The following is an 18,127-nucleotide window of genomic DNA, read 5'->3' as shown; positions in this document are numbered from 1 at the left end:
CGAACCGTTCCAGCATTCCGCTTCGGATCTTTCCTGATCCTCTCATAAAAAGCTCAAGACTTCACACAGCACGCCACGAACAGGATAAGGATCACCTATGACGCAAGAGACGCCGACAGCTCGCATTACATTACAGAGGAACAAAGATCAGCCGACTGTTCCCGGGCATCTCTGGCTCTATGCGGGAGCAGTCGGCAGCGTCAACGGTGTGCCTGAAGCGGGCGACCTTGTCGACGTCTATACCCATTCAGGTCGGTTCTACGGTCGTGGCCTGTTCAATCCGCATTCTAAAATTCGGGTGCGCCTCCTCACGTTCGAGGAGGAGCCGATTGACGAGGTTTTTTGGGCGAGACGATTGAGGGAGGCTCATGAATTGCGTCGGCGAGTGGTGTCGGGGACCGATGCCTATCGTCTGATTCATGGAGAAGGTGATCTGCTGCCGGGGTTGATCGTGGATCGCTATGGCCATCTCTTGGTGATGCAAACCCTGTCGTTCGGAATGGACCGTCGAAAGGAACTGTTGGCTGATCTGCTGAGGCAGCAGATCAAACCCGAGGCGATCTATCTGCGCAACGATGTAAAAAGCCGTACATTGGAAGGCCTACCTATGGCGCAAGGTTTCCTGCGGCGCCAATCGCCGACACGGATCGAGATTACGGAGGGACCCGCCCGGTTTGAGGTAGATGTGGAACGGGGACAGAAGACCGGCTGGTTCTGTGACCAGCGTGAAAATCGCCTGGCAGTCGCCTCACTGGCGAAAGGTGCCGCCGTTCTGGAAATGTTTTGCCATACGGGCGCGTTCGGGATCCAAGCGGCCTTGCAAGGCGCGAGGTCTGTCCTTGGAGTAGACGTCAGTACCGAGGCCCTGACTATGGCGCGCCGGCATGCCGAGATGAACCAGGTGAGCGAGCTTTGTGAGTATCGACAAGCCGATGCTTTCGAAGAGCTGCGCGCACTGGATCGGGCCGGACATCGATACGACCTCGTCATTTTGGACCCTCCGGCATTCGCCAGAAGTAAGCACGCGGTGCCGCATGCGGTCGCCGGCTACAAGGACATTAATTTACGCGCGCTTCGACTGATTCGCCCCGAAGGATTCTTGGCCACGTGCTCGTGTTCGTATCATGTGAGCGAGGAGAGTCTATGGCACACAATATTGGATGCCGCGCGAGACGCCAAGCGGCAGCTAAAGCTTGTTGAAAGCCGTTCCCAATCCCGTGACCATCCCATGCTCCCTGCGATGCCGGAGACGAGCTATCTGAAATGCTTTATCTTCCAGGTCTTCTAAGAAATTAGGTTATCACTGCCGTCGGCATCTCTCTTCAGCTGTTCGCCGACCCTCGGGACGCCGACTGCTAGCATGGTCGTGCCTTCCGTCGAGTGCATATGCGTAAGCTTATGTCTTACATCGCATGACTCGTTCACTGATGCCATGCCACGGAAAAGGTCACTATCATCCTCCAACTTTGGGCGGTATTCAGGCGGACGAATAGGGGGTAGGCAATGTGGAAAAAAGAGGGTGATATGGGGAGCACGAAGGATGTGTCTACGGACGGCCCCAAAGAGGGCGAGATCATTGCTTTTGTCGGGAAAGGCGTCACATTTAAGGGTGCCATGACCTATGAAGGGACCGTCCGAATCGACGGCCGGGTTGACGGAGAAATTGAAACCAGCGGAACGCTGATCGTCGGAGAGGAAGCGGTCATTACCGCCACCGTCCATGCCGGGACTGTCGTGAGCAAGGGAAAAATTACCGGCGACGTTGTGGCCAAAGAACGGGTAAAACTGATGTCGCCCGCCATGCTGAGCGGGTCGGTCAAGGCGCCTGCGTTTTCCATTGAGGAAGGTGTGACTTTTGACGGCACCTGCGCGATGACGGGTGCCCAAGTGCATGATCTGGAAGAGGCGCGTCAAGCGAATCAAGCCGCGGGCAATGCCAAACGCATGGTAGGCTAAAGATTGTTCCGGACCTCATCGTGCTTTCTCCTGGAACCCTGGAGAAAGCACGCTTCCCCTGCTGCTCAGTCTTTATTCCGTCGGCAGTACTCTTCATAATGGCCATGGTTGTGGTGCGCCTCAATTCCTGCCCTGCCGAAGGAGTCGAATCATCGCTTCCACGCACGATGCCGTTGCTCGCACTTGTCGAGCGTATGATCTGCATTTGGAAACATTTATTCAGGTGTGGGGGCGTCGCGCCTATCGATGGCCACCTCTATTAAGAGAGGTGCTGCGGCAAGTGCCGGGGAAAGCGCGCCTGCTCGATCTCGGATGCGGGGCCGGGCAGGATAGCCGGGCGCTGAGGCGAGCCGGCTTCCGGGTCATCGGACTCGACCTGAGTCCTCGACTTCTGGACCATGCGCGTCGACGCAGTCGCAGCCTTAGTCTCGTGCGGGCCGATATCCGATATTTGCCCTATGTCCCCGGAGTGTTTGACGGCATCTGGGCGGCCGCTTCACTGATTCACCTTCCTAAGTCTTCCCTTTTAGTCTGCCTGCGCTCCTTGGCCGATCTCACCACACCAGGAGGGAGACTCGCTGCGACCCTAATCCATGGTCGGGGCTCAGGCGCGTTGCAGAGTGGCTGGATTCCCGGCCGGTACATCAGTCGTTGGCACAAGCGGGAATTGGCCCAAGTCGTGGGTCGTACAGGATGGACAATCGTAGAGCTCAAAACGGTCTCCGGTCACGAACGAAAGGGACGGTGGTTGAATCTTATCGCCCGTCGATCAGATGACTCTGACCGACGTCCCATTGCTCGATCACGGGCTTAACGAGCGGCGGCCTTCGTGAAGGTCCGCCGAATAGATCATCCACAGCTCGTTCAATGCCAGACGGCCTGGCGACACCGCTTTTCGCCGTCTGCCTGCAATTCGACGGTCCCCCCCCCTTTTCCTCGCACAGAATATGGTTATGTATGAGAATAACCAACAAGCGGCGATTAACATTTGAGGTGCGATGTGGAAAATTTGAAAGAGAATTCAGTTGTTTCAACGCTTCCCGTCATTCCCATCAAGCGGTCGGTTCTGTTCCCGGGCGTCATGCTCCCGATCACAGTGGGTCGGGCTCGCTCGGTGGCGGCGCTGGAAGCGGCATTGGAGACCGAAGAAAAGACGGTCGTCGTCGTCGCGCAGCGAAACCCCGACCAGGATGAACCGGGTATCGACGATCTCTTCACGATCGGAACAAAGGCGGTGATTAAGCAAACTGTTCGGACGGCGGAGGGTGTGGTTCAGGCCTTGCTGCAGGGGCTCGAGCGTGTCGTGTTGCTGAAGGTCGAACAGACGGCGCCGTTTCTGAAGGTTCGCACGCGCCAGGTGGCAGCTTCGCTGGATACCGGGACGGAAAGCGATGCGCTGCATCGTGCGTTGCTCGATAAGATCGACGAATTGCCCGGTCTCCTTCAGTCGTCCGGGATACGCGACGTCGTCCAAGCCTTGCACGCAGAGCGCGATCCGGTGGCGCTGGCCTATCGGGTGGCGTCATTGCTGAATCTCACCGTGGAGGCCGAACAGGCGTTACTCGAAGCGGCGACACAGGACGACCTGCTCCGGCGGCTGTACGCCGTGTTGACGCATGAAGTGCAGGTTCTGCAGTTGCGCAACAAGATCGCGAATGATGCGCAAGCGGAGATCGGGAAATCTCAGCGTGAGTATGTCTTGCGCCAACAGCTGAAGGCGATTCAGCAGGAACTCGGTGAGGAAGATAGTGACAGCAGCGAACTGACTCATCTCAAGGAACAGATCGATCAAGCCGATCTACCGGAAGCGGTTCGTAAAGAAGCCAATCGTGAGCTGACACGGCTGGGCAAGACCCCGGCGGCATCCCCAGAGCATCAGGTCATTCGGAACTATCTGGAGCTGGTGTTGGAGTTGCCGTGGAGGAAGGCATCGGCCGACCAGTTAGATTTGGCACGCGTGCGACAGGTACTGGACGAGGACCATTACGGCATTCAGGAGGTGAAGGAACGGATCGTCGAGCATCTGGCCGTGCTGAAGCTGAATCCATCGGCCAAGGCTCCTATTCTCTGCCTCGTTGGCCCTCCGGGCGTAGGAAAGACGAGCTTGGGGCAATCGATTGCCCGTGCTATGAGCCGAACGTTTGAGCGCATGAGTCTGGGTGGCGTGCATGATGAATCCGAACTCCGAGGTCACCGCCGCACCTATATCGGTGCCATGCCGGGTCGGATTATTCAGGCCATGCGGCGGGCAGGGGTGAACAACCCGGTCCTGATGTTGGACGAGGTGGACAAGTTGGGACGGGATTTCCGAGGCGATCCGGCCGCGGCGCTTCTGGAAGTGCTCGATCCGGCACAGAACCATACGTTTCGGGACAACTATCTCGATCTGCCCTTCGATCTGTCGCAGGTGTTCTTTATTACGACGGCGAATGCGCTCCATCCTATCCCTCAGCCGCTATTAGACAGGATGGAAATTATTCGCTTGCCGGGATACAGCGAACAAGAAAAGCTGGAGATTGCCGTGCGGTATCTCTGGCCCAGGCGGCTGAAGGAGGCGGGTCTCACGGCCGAACAGGTTCGATTGGATCAGGAGACGCTCAAGGACATCATTAGCCGGTACACTCGAGAGGCCGGTGTTCGTCAGCTCGAGCAGATGCTCGGGCGGGTCACTCGAAAAGTGGCGCTGAAGCTGGCGGAGAAAGGACCGGACTCGGCGCCCGTCACGATTACCCGTGAGCAGCTGAGCGACTGGTTGGGTACCGAGCGGTTTATGCCTGAAGAAGCACGAAAGGCCCTGCCGGCCGGCGTCGCCACTGGGCTGGCCTGGACAGAAACGGGCGGCGACGTGCTCTATGTTGAAACCTCGCTGTTGCCGGGAGGCCGCGGACTGACCCTCACCGGACAATTAGGCGAAGTGATGCAGGAATCGGCACAGGCGGCTCGCAGCTATCTGTGGTCGCACGCCGAGCCTTTAGGGATCGATACGGAACGCTTTAAACGAAACGGTGTTCACATCCATGTGCCGTCGGGGGCCATTCCAAAAGACGGACCATCGGCCGGCATTACAATGGCCACGGCATTGGCTTCGCTGTATCTCGGGTTGCCCGTCCGTCAGGACACCGCGATGACCGGAGAGATCAGCCTGAGCGGGCTTGTTCTCCCGATCGGCGGGCTTAAAGAAAAGGTGCTGGCGGCACGGCGTGCCGGAATTACCCGGATCATTCTGCCGAAAGCCAATCAGAAGGACCTCAAGGAGATACCCGAGGAGGTTCGGGCCGAAATGACGTTTGTGCTGAGCGAGACCATCGATGATGTACTCGCGGCGGCACTCCGTGGCTGGGAAGGTGTTGCAAGATCCTCGGTCTTGGAAATGGTGTGCAGTTAAGCTGGATACAGCCGGGACGCTGTTAGCGTCCCGGCCTGGTGCAGCGTTCAATTCCCCACCTTCCTACTCGTTCCAGTCTTCACGGCATGATTGCCATGATGAAGTACGGCAAGAAAACCGCGAGAGATCGTTGACTCAGTAGAGTGGGCCAACTATCGCAATTTTTGGCTTTCCGGTGCTTTTATCGTAGGCACAGAACGCCCTGTTCTCCCTAGTCCATTTTTCGACGAAGTCGCCATCCGGTGCTACACTTCTACCCAGTTCCTCAGGATGGCACGAAATCCGTGAAACAAGATAAGAGCGCGGAGTTATTACGCGAAGTCCGTCGCCACATGGGCGATGGAAAGTTCAGTCGAGCATTCGCCACCCTGAAGGATTTGTTGGCCTCGAATCCATCTCACGAGGAAGGGCGTCGCCTCCTCGCTACACTCCTTCTGAAATTCGGTAACCTGGCTACGGCGAAAAATGCCTTCGAAACTCTGGTCAAGGAAGCCTTGCAGCGCCGAGATTACTCCGAAGTCGAGTCGTTGCTCCGCGAATATTTGATCGCCGGGCCACGGTGTGTGGCATTTATTGAAATGCTTGGCGCAGCTCATGAGGCAAAGGGCGATCCTCTTGGGGCGGTGTTCGAGTATGAAAAGGCCATCGACATTCTCTTGGAAGACGCCGATCCTGAGCGGCCGACATACGCCCAGGACCTCTTTGAGAAGATTAAGCAGTTAGCCCCTTCTAGTTTTGTGGCCAACCGGGTTGCCGCCAAACTGCAGCCCACGAGGCCGCAGCCGAACACTCCCGTAACCACGGCAGCATCGGACGAAGATCATGATGCCGGCGCGAAGTTCGGCGCCACAGCGGCCGTTTTATCGGAGCCTGTTGAGGAAGCATGTGTCAAAGCCGACACGGATACTGATGACAGCGGCTTGGAAGCAGAGGTGGACGTTGAAGCAGCGCCAGTTGCTGACGTTGACTGTGACGAATTAGAGCGCGCTTCAGATATTGATCCGCTACCGGTCATTCAGATTTCCGCTGCACCGGCGATTCCGCCCACGCGTTTAGAGCCGGATGAAAAGATTCCCTTTCCGCCGGTCAATCAAATCTCTACAGAGCAGCTCTCTCCGAAAAACGATGCGGCTGATGAAGAGAAGCTGGAATCATCGGAACCGGAATCGGATGGCATCACAGGTGGCAATGATCCAGTCTGTGAGCCCGATGGCGTGGACCTCTCTTCTGACCACTCCCCGATTCCCCTCTGCGGATCAGACGCCGCACGAGAAGTCGCCAATAGAGCAGAAGAGGTTGCAGAACACGGCCAATCGAAGGAGTCATCTAAGCAAGATGCTCACGGCTCGACACAGGGCACGTATTGGGAACGTGTTCTGGGAAGGCCCATCTCCATAATGTCCCCTGAAGAAACCCCAGTCGTAGCAGCGGATGTCGAAAAGGCCACTGCCATGGACATAGGCGGCCCCAAGCCGGGCCGTCGTTCCGGCCGGGATATAAGTCGATGGCTCTCATGCCGACTAGGAATTTTAAGCCGGCGCCTCAGGGAGACCACGAATTCATTTACCAAGCTGGCCCTATTCGTATCCCTCGCGATCATGGCATGGGCGATACTGATTATCGGAGGGACGGCGTCATTGTGGGTTGGGCTTGAGCAGAAACCGTCCGAGACGTTTCAGCGTGTGATCAACGTGGCGCCGTCCAAGGCGGTGGAAGACTGGAAGAATAACGGATACATCCTCCTGGTAGGATTCGGTGCCCCCCCGTCGCTGGACCCCATGCAGGTCGGATACGATCGGTGGTTGAGTGTGGCAACGGAATCGTCTGCCGGCTGTCCGAGTAGCATGAAGCCGCGGCCGATGGAGCGGCAAAAGCCGGTCGACTGGTTTAATGCGTCTGATCCATCGACGCAGTCTGCGGGGGAAGGCGCCCGAGTCAAAGAGGAAATTGATCCGCGAGGTGAACTGGCGAGTCGGTATCGACGATGGCTAAATTTATCATTTGACGATTGGGGATTCAGCCATCTGGGGAATCCCGATTGCGGGCGGATCCTTGCCGTGCACCGACTCTATGTAGCGGAAGGATTTACGCAAACGATCAATACGGGCTTGGATCGCCTCGAGACCGATTTCACCGCATGGCGGAAAGTCCTGGCGCAAGCCAAAACCGTGTCTATGAAAACGATGGCTACCGACGCCATCAACGACGATCTGGCCATGATGTCGGCGCTCCTGAACCGACCGACCGTTGAAAACAAAGTCCTCCAGCGCGTGATTAGAATGGCACGCCCTCTGGACCTCGAAGAGAAGTCGCTTCGGTGGCCAATGCAAAACGAATTCGCTTTGTCGGTCAAACGAATGGAGACGCGCGTTCGTCCCCACGTCGATGCCGATCGCTCACTCGCCATCGTCGTGGCAAAGATATCCCTGCCGAAACAGCGGACGCTGAATATGTATGCCGCATACTACGATGCTTTGATTAAAGCCGCAGGGTCGCCTCATTCACGGACGCCGACATTCTACGATTTTGCCAATACGCCGGCTCGCACCTGGCTCGATTATCTATTGAATCCCATCGACAATCTCATCGGTCCCGACCCAACGCCCGATTGGGATGCCATCATCGGAACGATCATGGAAACCGATGCCCGCCTTCGGCTTGTGGGGTTGCAAGCAAGGCTTCGTACTCCCTCATCGGACATGAGCCTTGTGGCTCGGATTGCCCAAGCGGGACCGAACTTCTATGATCCCTTCACCGAACTCCCCATGTTGCTCAATGCGACTCGAGGCACGCTCTATAGCGTCGGCATGGATCACAAGGACGACGGCGGCGATCCCACCTTCGACGTGAGCATCCCCTTTCTTCGGTAACCTGTTTTCTTTACTGCCTACACAAACCATTGCAAAGCGACTCGCTTGACACGCCCGAGGGCTTATCACAGAATCGAGCTTCTCTTTACCTTATAGCGGGGCCGTTATGTTCGATTCACATGGTTCATCGCGGTTCCAAAAGGGCGGAGTCTTTTCCTCCCCGCTTCCCACCCGCATTGTGTCCAACGAAGAATTCGTACCGCCACTTCAAACGTCGGCTCAGGCCCGCGTCGAGTCGCTGATCCACTCCGATGCGACGCACGCCGCCTCCCGACTTGGGGTCCGTCGGCGTGATTTTTTGAAAGCAGCCGGTGGGATGGCGGCGGCCTTCCTCGCTATGAATACCGTCTTCGGCAAGTTTTTCGATGTCCTTGATGTCGAACTCCTTGAAGCAGCCGCATTCACTGAACGCCAAGGCGCTCCATTTTTTATCTTTGACGTGCAGACCCATTATGTGAGCTCAAACTATGATCCTACTGATGACGAAACGCGACGTCGCGGCGCCGTCGGCAAACAGGCGCTATTGGGTCTTCGCCGGCGGGCTAAGGACATGGGCGTGAACCCCATGCTCGCACAGGATCGGGGGACCCTATCCGATTTGTCGTGGGAGAATTTCGTCAAAGAAGTGTTTCTGGATAGCGACACGTCGATGGCGCTGATCAGCACGCCCCCCGGCCCTTACCCGCAAGAAGCGGTGGTGCCGCCCAAGGAAATGACACATATCCGGGATGAACTGAACCGGCTGACCGATTCACAACGCATGTTGGCCCATGGTCTCGTGACGCCGCAACTGGGGTCAGCCGATCTCGATTTTATGGAGATGCAAGCTGGGGCGCTCAAAGTTGACGCATGGAAGTGTTACACAGGGTCACCGCCAAAAGGCGTGTCGCACGGATGGTGGATGGATGACGAGAAGCTTGCCTATCCGATGCTGGAGAAGGCGCGCGCGCTTGGTGTGCCGCGCGTATGCGTCCATAAGGGGCTGCCCCTGGGTCCCGAGGAACAGTACAACCACCCACGCGATCTGATCCAAGCCGCCACTGACTTTCCGGATATTGATTTTCTCGTCTACCATTCCGGCTTCAAAACCGTGACCTCGATAGAGGACACGTTTGCTCGGACAGGACAGATACCGTGGACCAGCGACTTCTGTCGAATGAAGTTGGCTAACCCGAAGATCGACAATGTCTATATGGAGCTGGGATCGACGTTCGGTCAATTAGTTATCACCCATCCCGAGGTCTGCGCACATTTGTTGGGCGAGATCATCCAGGCCTTCGGGGTCGATCACGTGCTGTGGGGGACGGATTCCATTTGGTATGGCACGCCCCAATGGCAGATTGAGGCGTTCCGTCGGTTTCAGATTCCCGACCGTCTCATTGAACAACGTGGCTATCCTGTGCTGACTCGCGAGGTGAAGGAGCATATATTCGGCTTGAATGCCGCCCGCCTCTTTCATATCGATACGGCTGCGACAAGACACGATGTGCCGACCGACTATCTCAATCGCATCAAAATGAGTTATCTTGACGAGTCGCCCGAGCCGAGCCGACGATTCTATGGATGGGTGAGGAGATGAGGGACGGTTGTCGAACTCGCATGCGCGCGCACTCTACCGAAAGAGGCGGCTTGTCAGGCGGGGTGGCGGGTGAGATAGATTGCGCAGTAGGGGACAGGCTCACCATCCCTCGGATGCTGGGTGGTTAAGGAAGATCGGAAGTGCTTGCTCGGTGTGCTCAGTGGGGACAATAGGCTTCTCCCTCTGTGAGAAGACAGGGGGACGTCCTCCCTGGCCCCATCATCCCACCATCGGTCTGGTCAAGGAAAGAGATCAGACTAATCTGGCAAGGAATAGGAGACAGTAGTGCCTGACCGTTGTTGTTGAGGAGATTTGACGGATGAAAAGCGAGATTCTTTATCCTGGCGCCTTTCCAATGGTCCGCATTGAATTGGCGGCCGGGGAAAGCGTGAAAGCGGAATCGGGGGCCATGGTGGCCTCGTCGCCCACCATCGACGTGGACAGCAAGATGGAAGGCGGGTTTCTTGGTGCCCTGTCGAGGAAGGTGCTGTCAGGCGAAAAGTTTTTCTTTCAGACCCTCCGGGCCAGCCGTGGACCCGGCGAAGTGCTGCTGGCGCCGACTGTGCCGGGAGACATTCTTACCTTCGAACTTGACGGCGTGAATGAATATTTGGTGCAGAAAGATGGGTTTTTGGCGGGAGCCGAGGGCGTTAAGATCGAAAGTAAAATGCAGAGCCTCAGTCGCGGGCTTCTCGGTGGAGAGGGGTTTTTTATCCTCAAGATCAGCGGTAACGGTCCATTGGTATTGAACAGCTTCGGGGCGATCCATACGATTACGCTGCAGCCTGACCAGGAATACATTGTCGACAACAGCCATCTGGTGGCTTGGACGGCGACAACCTCCTATAACATTGAAAAGGCCGCCGCAGGCTGGATCGCAAGCTTGACCTCAGGCGAAGGCTTCGTCTGCCGATTTCGAGGGCCGGGCGTCGTCTACATTCAAAGCCGCAATCCGCGTGGCTTTGGATCGTGGGTGCGCCAATTCCTTCCTACCGGGGAGTGAAAAGGGGGTTAGGGCTATGGGGGGTAGACAGGGAAGTGAAAGTCCCACTTATGGCCACCGTCGATTTACTCTGATCTCTCCCTCCATATAACTCTACCCTATGCCTTTTACGCCCAACGCTCTCTACTTCAGCCGCACGCTCTCTGCGACCGGCCTGCCATGCCGTCTCGATGTGTCTTCTACCGAACTCAACATCGGGTTATCGGACTCAAAGGTCCAGACGATGCCTTTGGAGCGACTGGTGATCAAGAGCGGCGGCTTTGATCATGATCACCTCGTCTTAAGTTGGATGATCGATGGGGAAGAGCATCGGGTATACACGAAAGATCCGGCCGTCATCCACGCGCTGAAAACATCGGCCCATCTTAACGTCAGCCGACACACTCATCAGTCTATCAAAGTCGCTGCACGAGCACGCCAGTCGACCAAAGTTTGGATCTGGACGGCGGTGGCGTCGATTATCGCGGTACTCGCCGGACTTTGGGTTGCTTCAGATGTTCTCGTGCGGATGGCGGTCAATCGCATTCCAATTGAATGGGAACGCACTCTCGGCGAATCGGCCCGTCAGCAGATGCTGATGGGAGAGCGTGTGGTGACAGAAGGGCCCGCCGTGAAGGCTGTTCAGGAGATTACGCGACGATTGACGGATCACATTTCCGGCACCCCATATCGGTTCGAGGTCACGGTGGTGAGAAATGATGCCGTCAATGCCATGGCCCTCCCGGGCGGCTCCGTGATTGTCTATACGGGTTTGTTGAAGCAGGCCGAGAGCCCTGAAGAGGTGGCCGGCGTATTGGCGCATGAAGTCAATCATGTGCTCTTGCGTCATGGCCTAGAAAGCATGGTGCAATCCGTCGGCGTCATGGCGTTGGCGATGGTTCTACTGGGCAATCAGCAGGGGCTAATTGGGGCGCTGGAACGCCTGGGCATTCAACTCACCACCATGAAGTTCAGCCGCGAGAAAGAAACCGAAGCGGATTTAGAGGGTCTTCACTTACTCCATCAAGCCCGCATCTCTCCGGCAGGCATGATTCAGTTTTTTGAACGTCTGGCAAAGATGGAAGGCGCGCCGGTGGCATTGCTGTCGACCCATCCCATGAGCGCCGAGCGTGCCGCACGGCTGAAGCAAGAACAAGACGTGTTGCCTGCCGACACACCGGCTGTCCTTGCATTCGATTGGCAGGGTCTGAAGGACGGGCTATAAGGCACTGATGGCGTCTGTCTGATCCTACAAGTGAAGGCCGATTTTAATACATGCAATCATCAACCATGCCGATATGGACGCCTCGATCACGTCAGTTAAAGTGCGAGTAGATTACACTGTAGATGTTAATCCGTATTGCTCTCCGTATGGTGGAAATCCTCCATGTGGAGTCGGCAGTGATCTTCTAACATTGGAGGAAAGCCATGAAGAAAGAGTTGTTTTTTGCTGCGATGCTCATGACATGTTCGCCCATCGCTGCGCACGCCGCGGCCGGTACAATGGAGTCGGGTCCGGGATGTGGCCTTGGGGCGATGTTGTGGGCCGATTCTGCCTCCAAGAAGCATATCCTTCAACAATCATTGATCGCGTCGACCAATGCAACGGGCATGCAGACCTTCGCCATTACCAGCGGGACGTCCGGTTGCACAAACGATGGCGTCATTGTTCAAAAGGAGCGAGTCAATGTGTTTGCGGGTATCAATTTCGACAGTCTGACCCAAGAAATGGCCCAAGGCTCCGGTGAACACCTCTCGTCCCTTGCAACCCTCATGGGCGTGCCGGTGGAACTGCAGCCGCAATTTTTCGCCCTCGTCCAGGAGCATTACGACGCGATCCTTCAAGCTGAGAACGCGACGCCGGTCACGATGCTGAATGGTCTCTACCAAACCATGGCAAGCGACCCCGCGTTTGCCCAGCTCGCTGCCAAAGGCTAAAGTTATAGGCGCGCTTCTAAGACTGCCTTAAAAGCGCGCCGTTCATTTGCTCGGTCTTACGAGCGTGCTCTTTGCCTCTAAGAGCATTAGGAACCGGTCTCGGCCAGAAGAGTGGTGTGTCCAGCGTCCCGCCTGCTGTCGGGCAATAAGTTTCCAGCCCACTTCGTTTTGACTATCCGGGTACGTCGTCTTCCTCGAGGCGTAGGACGAGAGCGGATTCGCACGAAGGGTCGCATGGCGTAAGGTGCGATCATCACTAGACGCGGCATCAAGATGCAAGCGGAGTAGTAAGGGACTCTCATGAAGATATTGGTCGCCATTGATGAGACGGATTATGCGACCCGTCTCGTTGAGTACGTCGGCAGCCTTCTCCGGGAAACTCCCCATGCCCGGGTCACGCTTTTTCATGTCCTTCGGCCCATGCCGAGAAAATTATTAGAACACGGAGGAAGCGAAAGCCCGGTGCTTGAAGATCAATTGCAGGATGCCCTCAAGAAAGAACAAACCGAGTGGCTCCGTGCTCAGCGGGAAGCGGAGTGTCCTTATCTTATGAAAGCGCGCGAAGCGCTTGGGAAGGCGGGATTCCCGCTCGATCGGGTCGACCTGAAGTTTGGGCATGAAGATGGGATCGCTCAAAATATTCTTGAAGTAGCCTATGGGGATGGCTATAGCACGGTGGCGGTTGGGCGCTATGGGACGTCCAGAACCAAGCGGTTATTCGGGGGCGGCGTCACGGATCAGTTGCTTCGTGATGCGGCTGGTCTGGCCGTGTGGGTGGTAGAGTGAGTCTGCTACCATGGAGCGAGATGCAAGAGCCTTTGAGTATCAAAGCTGCCTGAACCCACGTGACGCCAACCAAGACGATCTTTCTGTTCGATGTCGATAACACGTTGCTGGACAACGATGGTGTCACTGACGATTTGAGGGAACATCTTGAACGAGAAGTCGGCCATGAACGGCAACAACGCTATTGGATGATCTTTGAACAGCTGCGGGAGGAATTGGGCTATGCCGACTATCTGGGCGCATTGCAGCGCTACCGGTTAGAAGACCCGCGCGATCCTCATCTTCTCACCGTGTCCTCTTTCCTCGTGAATTACCCTTTTGCAGATCGGCTCTTTCCCTATGCGATCGAGGTGGTGACGCACGTCAAGCAATGGGGTCAGCCGGTGATTCTGTCCGACGGAGATGTCGTCTTTCAGCCCCGCAAGATCGAACAGTCAGGACTGTTTCAAGCTGTGGACGGGCATGTGCTGATCTATATCCATAAGGAATGTGAACTCGACGACATTGAACGGCGGTACCCCGCCACCCACTATGTACTGATCGACGACAAACTTCGGATTCTGACAGAAGTGAAGAAAGCCTGGGGCGCCCGTGTGACCACGGTGTTTCCGCGCCAAGGGCACTATGCCACGGACCGGGATGCGTTGGCTGGCCTTCCATGTCCGGATGTCACCATCGATCGAATCGGTGACTTACTGAAGTATGATATTCAAGCCCTCGTCGGTTAACCGTGCCGATCTTGAACTGAAAGACGGCTCGTCAGGAGCCGCTGACCGGTATGTCTGGGCGACCTCAATCAGCCTGTTCCGGCATCATCCGTGTCGCCGTCCAAGCATTAGACGGTTATCATGTCCGGTATCCATCCACTTTACGTCGATGTCCTATGTGAAGTAGGCTTGTCTTGCCTTGCTTACACTCTTTCCCCTCGCCGTCGCTGCTTTGCGTCACTGAGTGCCTCAATGGGAAACGTGTAAGAAATGGATAGCCGGATGAATGATTCGCCTGAGTCGCGACATGTCGACTTGTTGGTAGAGCGCTACCGCACTCTTCTTGGCATCTCCGAATCCATTGCCCGTCTGGTCGACGTAGGGGCGGTGGTGCGCGATCTTACCGATCGACTTTCTCGCGTGGCCCGGGTGAAGGTGGTCGGCCTGTCCTTACACAATGCTGAACGAGGCGTGATGCGATGGCACACAATCCAGGGCAACGTGCCGGCCGACGTGATGGGCGGTCGCGAATGGCCCGTGGCGGACTGTCCGGACGGGTGGGTCTGGGAGACTCAGCACACGCTTCTGATTTCCGATCTCGAGCAAGAACACCGCTGGCCGGAAGTCATCAACCTCATGCGGGAAGACGACATGCAATCCGTGTGCGTGGTGCCGTTAACGACGGCTGTCCGCAAGCTGGGGGCCATTGGCTTCGGCAGCTTGCAGAAGGAGGCCTACCGCGAGCTGGATATCGAATTCCTGCTGCAAGTGGGAAAGCAAATTGCCGTGGCGGTGGACAATATTCTGCACTATCAGGACCTGACCCATGATCGTGATCGGTTGCGCCTACTTTTGGACGTCAATAATTCAGTCGTGTCGGCGTTGGAATTGCGCGACCTGTTCGGCGCAATCGTCACCTCGCTTCGCCGCGCTCTGCCACATGATCGCACGAGTCTTGTCTTGCATGAACCCGAGCAGAACCGATTCCGTTTGTTGGCTTCACATTTTCCTGATGGAAACGGTTTTATCCAAGACGGACTGCAAACTCCGGTAGAGGGCACTCCAGCCGGGATGGCGTTGACGTCCCGTAAGCCTATGGCGTTCCAAGAAGAGGAGCTCAGGCAATTTCCATCGGAAATCGGGCAGCTATTGGTGGCGGAAGGCGTCAAATCGCTGTGTTGCGTGCCGCTGTTGTTGCACAATCGCGTCCTAGGCACCCTGAACGTCGCCACCCTGCACCGTCGGGTCTTTACAGGGGATGAGGTTGAGTTGTTGAGCCAGGTCGCCAGCCAGTTTGCCATTGCCGTGGAAAATGCCCTGGCGTATCGGCAGATTACGGAATTGAAAAACAAATTGGCCGAGGAGAAACTCTATCTTGAGGAGGAAATCCGAACCGAACACCGTTTTGAAGAAATCGTCGGTGACAGCCTGGCGCTCAGAACGGTTCTGAAGCAAGTCGAAACAGTCGCACCGACCGATTCCACCGCGCTGATCCTGGGGGAGACCGGCACCGGTAAGGAATTGATCGCGCGTGCCATTCATCGGCTCAGCGGGCGACACCTACGCACCTTCGTGAAATTGAATTGCGCGGCCATCCCGACCGGCCTCCTGGAAAGCGAGCTCTTCGGCCACGAACGAGGCGCCTTCACCGGCGCCATCGCCCAAAAGATCGGGCGCTTCGAGCTGGCTGACGGCGGCACGCTCTTCCTCGACGAAGTCGGTGACATTCCGGTCGAGTTACAATCGAAATTGCTGCGGGTTTTGCAAGAGCGTGAATTCGAGCGGCTGGGCGGGACTCGCACCATTCGGGTCAACGTACGGCTCGTGGCCGCCACAAACCAAGACCTCATTCGGATGGTCGGTGAGAACCGCTTTCGCAGCGACCTCTATTACCGGCTAAACGTGTTTCCCATGACCATGCCGTCGTTGCGGGAGCGAGCCGGCGACATTCCCTTGCTCGTTCGCTATTTTGTTCAACAGTATGCCGCCCGCATGAACAAAGTCATCACGACGATTCCTACGAATGCCATGGATGCCCTCTCTCGGTATCATTGGCCCGGGAACGTCCGTGAGCTGGAAAATTTCATCGAACGCTCGGTGATTCTCTCGGAAGGCACAACATTGCAGGTGCCTCTCGCGGAATTGAAGGCCGCCCCCATTCCTCCCACTCAACAAATGCCGACGCTCGAAGATGCAGAACGGGACCATATCCTTCGAGCTCTTGATCAATCGAATTGGATCATTGGCGGCCAATCCGGCGCCGCCGCCCGGCTCGGCATGAAGCGGACGACGCTCAATTCAAAAATGCACAAGCTCGGGATCGTTCGACGTGCGCGTCGGTAATTGATTCAATGCCTCGCATGGTGCAAGCGTCAGCCATCCTTCCACTGATCTTTCCCGCATCCCTCGCATCGCATTGAGTCTTCCCCCGATAGCGCCGGACGGATCCCTATCATAAATAAGGGAAGGACTCGGCGCGCCACGGCACCGGGGTCAAACGATCTTCCAGGCGGCGCATTGAAGGGGGACGATAACATGGCGATCCAAGAGATGAGGCGAAACGGACGATCAACTACCGAACAGCCAACCGCCCTCCGGCGCACGTCACGGGGGAAGCGTGACACTGCACTGAAGCGGGCCCCGGTTCTACATACGTGATTGCACGTCTCTGACTGCTGAAAGGAGATAGGTCATGAAAGCTACCTGTTGGTATGGCAAGAACGACGTGCGGGTGGAAGACGTGCCCGACCCGAAAATTCTTAACCGACATGACGCGATCATCAAGATCACCTCGACAGCGATCTGCGGCTCGGACCTGCACCTGTACAACGGCTTCATTCCGACTATGGAAAAGGGTGACATTCTGGGTCATGAATTTATGGGTGAAGTCGTTGAGGTGGCCAGTGAGGTGAAAAACGTACGCGTGGGTGACCGGGTCGTGGCATCGTTCCCGATCTCGTGCGGCAAGTGCTTTTTCTGTCAAGCAGACCTCTTTTCCCTCTGTGAGAATTCAAACCCCAATGCCTGGATGGTCGAAAAAATGATGGGGCATGCACCTGCAGGCATCTACGGGTACTCGCACATGCTGGGCGGCTTCGCGGGGGGACAGTCCGAGTACGTGCGTGTGCCGTTTGCCGATGTCGGAACAATCAAGGTTCCGGACGGATTGTCGGACGACAAGGTCCTGTTTCTTTCCGATATCTTCCCGACCGGGTACATGGCGGCGGAGAATTGCAACATCAAGCCGGGAGACACCATTGCCGTTTGGGGGTGCGGCCCGGTGGGTCAGTTTGCGATTCGCAGTGCGTTCCTGCTGGGAGCCGAACGTGTCGTGGCCATCGACCGCTTTCCCGAACGCTTGCGCATGGCCAGGGAAGGCGGCGCGGAGACGATCAATTACGAAGAGGCGAACGTCTATGACACACTCATGGACATGACCGGCGGACGCGGACCCGACTCGTGCATTGATGCCGTCGGCATGGAGGCTCATGCGCCCGGAATCATCGGCGCCTACGATCGTGCAAAGCAAGCGATGATGTTAGAAACTGATCGGCCCCACGCGTTGCGTGAGGCGATAATGTGCTGTCGAAATGCCGGGACCGTATCGGTCATCGGCGTGTATGGCGGATTCATCGACAAGTTCCCTATGGGGTCCATCATGAACCGGTCTCTCACCATTAAGACAGGCCAGGCACACGTGCAGCGCTACATGCGTCCGTTGCTGGAAAGGATTCAGAACGGAACCATCGACCCGAGTTTCATCATCACGCACCGTTTGCCGCTGGAGGAAGCGCCCAAAGGTTACGACATGTTTCTGAACAAGGAGGACGAGTGTATTAAGGTTGTGCTCAAGCCTTAAACCATAAATGGCTTACCATCGAAGGTGGAACTCGGTGTTGACGCGGTCGGAAGGAGAAAGTATGG

Annotated in this window: 13 protein-coding genes; all 13 read left to right on the top strand. The window is 56.5% G+C overall.

Annotated features, from left to right (window positions below; genetic code table 11):
• Positions 1-97 precede the first annotated feature (97 nt).
• On the top strand, positions 98-1,288 hold the full coding sequence (locus ACWHYZ_RS22425) for a class I SAM-dependent rRNA methyltransferase (RefSeq protein ID WP_447984886.1): 1,191 nt from the start codon (positions 98-100) through the stop codon (positions 1,286-1,288).
• 236 nt (positions 1,289-1,524) lie between these two features.
• Positions 1,525-1,956 (top strand): bactofilin family protein, encoded by a 432-nt coding sequence (locus ACWHYZ_RS22420; protein WP_447984885.1) that lies wholly within the window; start codon positions 1,525-1,527, stop codon positions 1,954-1,956.
• A gap of 205 nt (positions 1,957-2,161) precedes the next feature.
• Positions 2,162-2,770 carry a class I SAM-dependent methyltransferase gene (locus ACWHYZ_RS22415; RefSeq protein ID WP_447984884.1) on the top strand — a complete coding sequence of 203 codons (609 nt, stop codon included), beginning with the start codon at positions 2,162-2,164 and terminating at the stop codon, positions 2,768-2,770.
• A gap of 195 nt (positions 2,771-2,965) precedes the next feature.
• Positions 2,966-5,341, top strand: coding sequence for an endopeptidase La (gene lon, locus ACWHYZ_RS22410; RefSeq protein WP_447987631.1), 2,376 nt, complete (start codon positions 2,966-2,968; stop codon positions 5,339-5,341).
• Between the two features lie 284 nt (positions 5,342-5,625).
• The gene (locus ACWHYZ_RS22405; protein ID WP_447984883.1) at positions 5,626-8,211 is read left to right on the top strand and encodes a tetratricopeptide repeat protein; all 2,586 of its coding nucleotides are present in this window, start codon (positions 5,626-5,628) and stop codon (positions 8,209-8,211) included.
• Between the two features lie 106 nt (positions 8,212-8,317).
• Entirely contained in the window at positions 8,318-9,790 is a 1,473-nt protein-coding gene (locus tag ACWHYZ_RS22400; protein WP_447984882.1) for an amidohydrolase family protein, read from the top strand.
• A 319-nt stretch (positions 9,791-10,109) separates the two neighbouring features.
• Positions 10,110-10,793, top strand: a complete 684-nt coding sequence (locus tag ACWHYZ_RS22395; protein WP_447984881.1) for a TIGR00266 family protein — start codon at positions 10,110-10,112, stop codon at positions 10,791-10,793.
• A gap of 100 nt (positions 10,794-10,893) precedes the next feature.
• A complete protein-coding gene (locus ACWHYZ_RS22390) occupies positions 10,894-11,997 on the top strand; it encodes a M48 family metallopeptidase (protein WP_447984880.1) in 1,104 nt (367 codons plus the stop codon).
• Between the two features lie 203 nt (positions 11,998-12,200).
• Positions 12,201-12,710, top strand: coding sequence for a DUF3015 family protein (locus ACWHYZ_RS22385; RefSeq protein ID WP_447984879.1), 510 nt, complete (start codon positions 12,201-12,203; stop codon positions 12,708-12,710).
• A gap of 300 nt (positions 12,711-13,010) precedes the next feature.
• Positions 13,011-13,496 carry a universal stress protein gene (locus tag ACWHYZ_RS22380; RefSeq protein WP_447984878.1) on the top strand — a complete coding sequence of 162 codons (486 nt, stop codon included), beginning with the start codon at positions 13,011-13,013 and terminating at the stop codon, positions 13,494-13,496.
• A 59-nt stretch (positions 13,497-13,555) separates the two neighbouring features.
• Positions 13,556-14,224 carry an HAD family hydrolase gene (locus ACWHYZ_RS22375; protein ID WP_447984877.1) on the top strand — a complete coding sequence of 223 codons (669 nt, stop codon included), beginning with the start codon at positions 13,556-13,558 and terminating at the stop codon, positions 14,222-14,224.
• A 261-nt stretch (positions 14,225-14,485) separates the two neighbouring features.
• Positions 14,486-16,546: a sigma 54-interacting transcriptional regulator gene (locus tag ACWHYZ_RS22370; RefSeq protein ID WP_447984876.1), complete on the top strand. Its 2,061-nt coding sequence runs from the start codon at positions 14,486-14,488 to the stop codon at positions 16,544-16,546.
• Between the two features lie 349 nt (positions 16,547-16,895).
• On the top strand, positions 16,896-18,062 hold the full coding sequence (locus ACWHYZ_RS22365; RefSeq protein ID WP_447984875.1) for a zinc-dependent alcohol dehydrogenase: 1,167 nt from the start codon (positions 16,896-16,898) through the stop codon (positions 18,060-18,062).
• Positions 18,063-18,127: the final 65 nt, after the last annotated feature.

The sequence above is a fragment of the Nitrospira sp. Nam74 genome (genome assembly GCF_965152615.1).
This window is presented reverse-complemented; position numbering and strand designations above follow the sequence as displayed.

What these genes read in the sequence shown, in the direction of transcription:
- ACWHYZ_RS22425 (WP_447984886.1), top strand. Translation starts at nt 98, where the DNA reads ATGACGCAAGAGACGCCGACAGCTCGCATTACATTACAGAGGAACAAA.
- ACWHYZ_RS22420 (WP_447984885.1), top strand. Translation starts at nt 1,525, where the DNA reads ATGGGGAGCACGAAGGATGTGTCTACGGACGGCCCCAAAGAGGGCGAG.
- ACWHYZ_RS22400 (WP_447984882.1), top strand. Translation starts at nt 8,318, where the DNA reads ATGTTCGATTCACATGGTTCATCGCGGTTCCAAAAGGGCGGAGTCTTT.
- ACWHYZ_RS22395 (WP_447984881.1), top strand. Translation starts at nt 10,110, where the DNA reads ATGAAAAGCGAGATTCTTTATCCTGGCGCCTTTCCAATGGTCCGCATT.
- ACWHYZ_RS22390 (WP_447984880.1), top strand. Translation starts at nt 10,894, where the DNA reads ATGCCTTTTACGCCCAACGCTCTCTACTTCAGCCGCACGCTCTCTGCG.
- ACWHYZ_RS22385 (WP_447984879.1), top strand. Translation starts at nt 12,201, where the DNA reads ATGAAGAAAGAGTTGTTTTTTGCTGCGATGCTCATGACATGTTCGCCC.
- ACWHYZ_RS22380 (WP_447984878.1), top strand. Translation starts at nt 13,011, where the DNA reads ATGAAGATATTGGTCGCCATTGATGAGACGGATTATGCGACCCGTCTC.
- ACWHYZ_RS22370 (WP_447984876.1), top strand. Translation starts at nt 14,486, where the DNA reads ATGAATGATTCGCCTGAGTCGCGACATGTCGACTTGTTGGTAGAGCGC.
- ACWHYZ_RS22365 (WP_447984875.1), top strand. Translation starts at nt 16,896, where the DNA reads ATGAAAGCTACCTGTTGGTATGGCAAGAACGACGTGCGGGTGGAAGAC.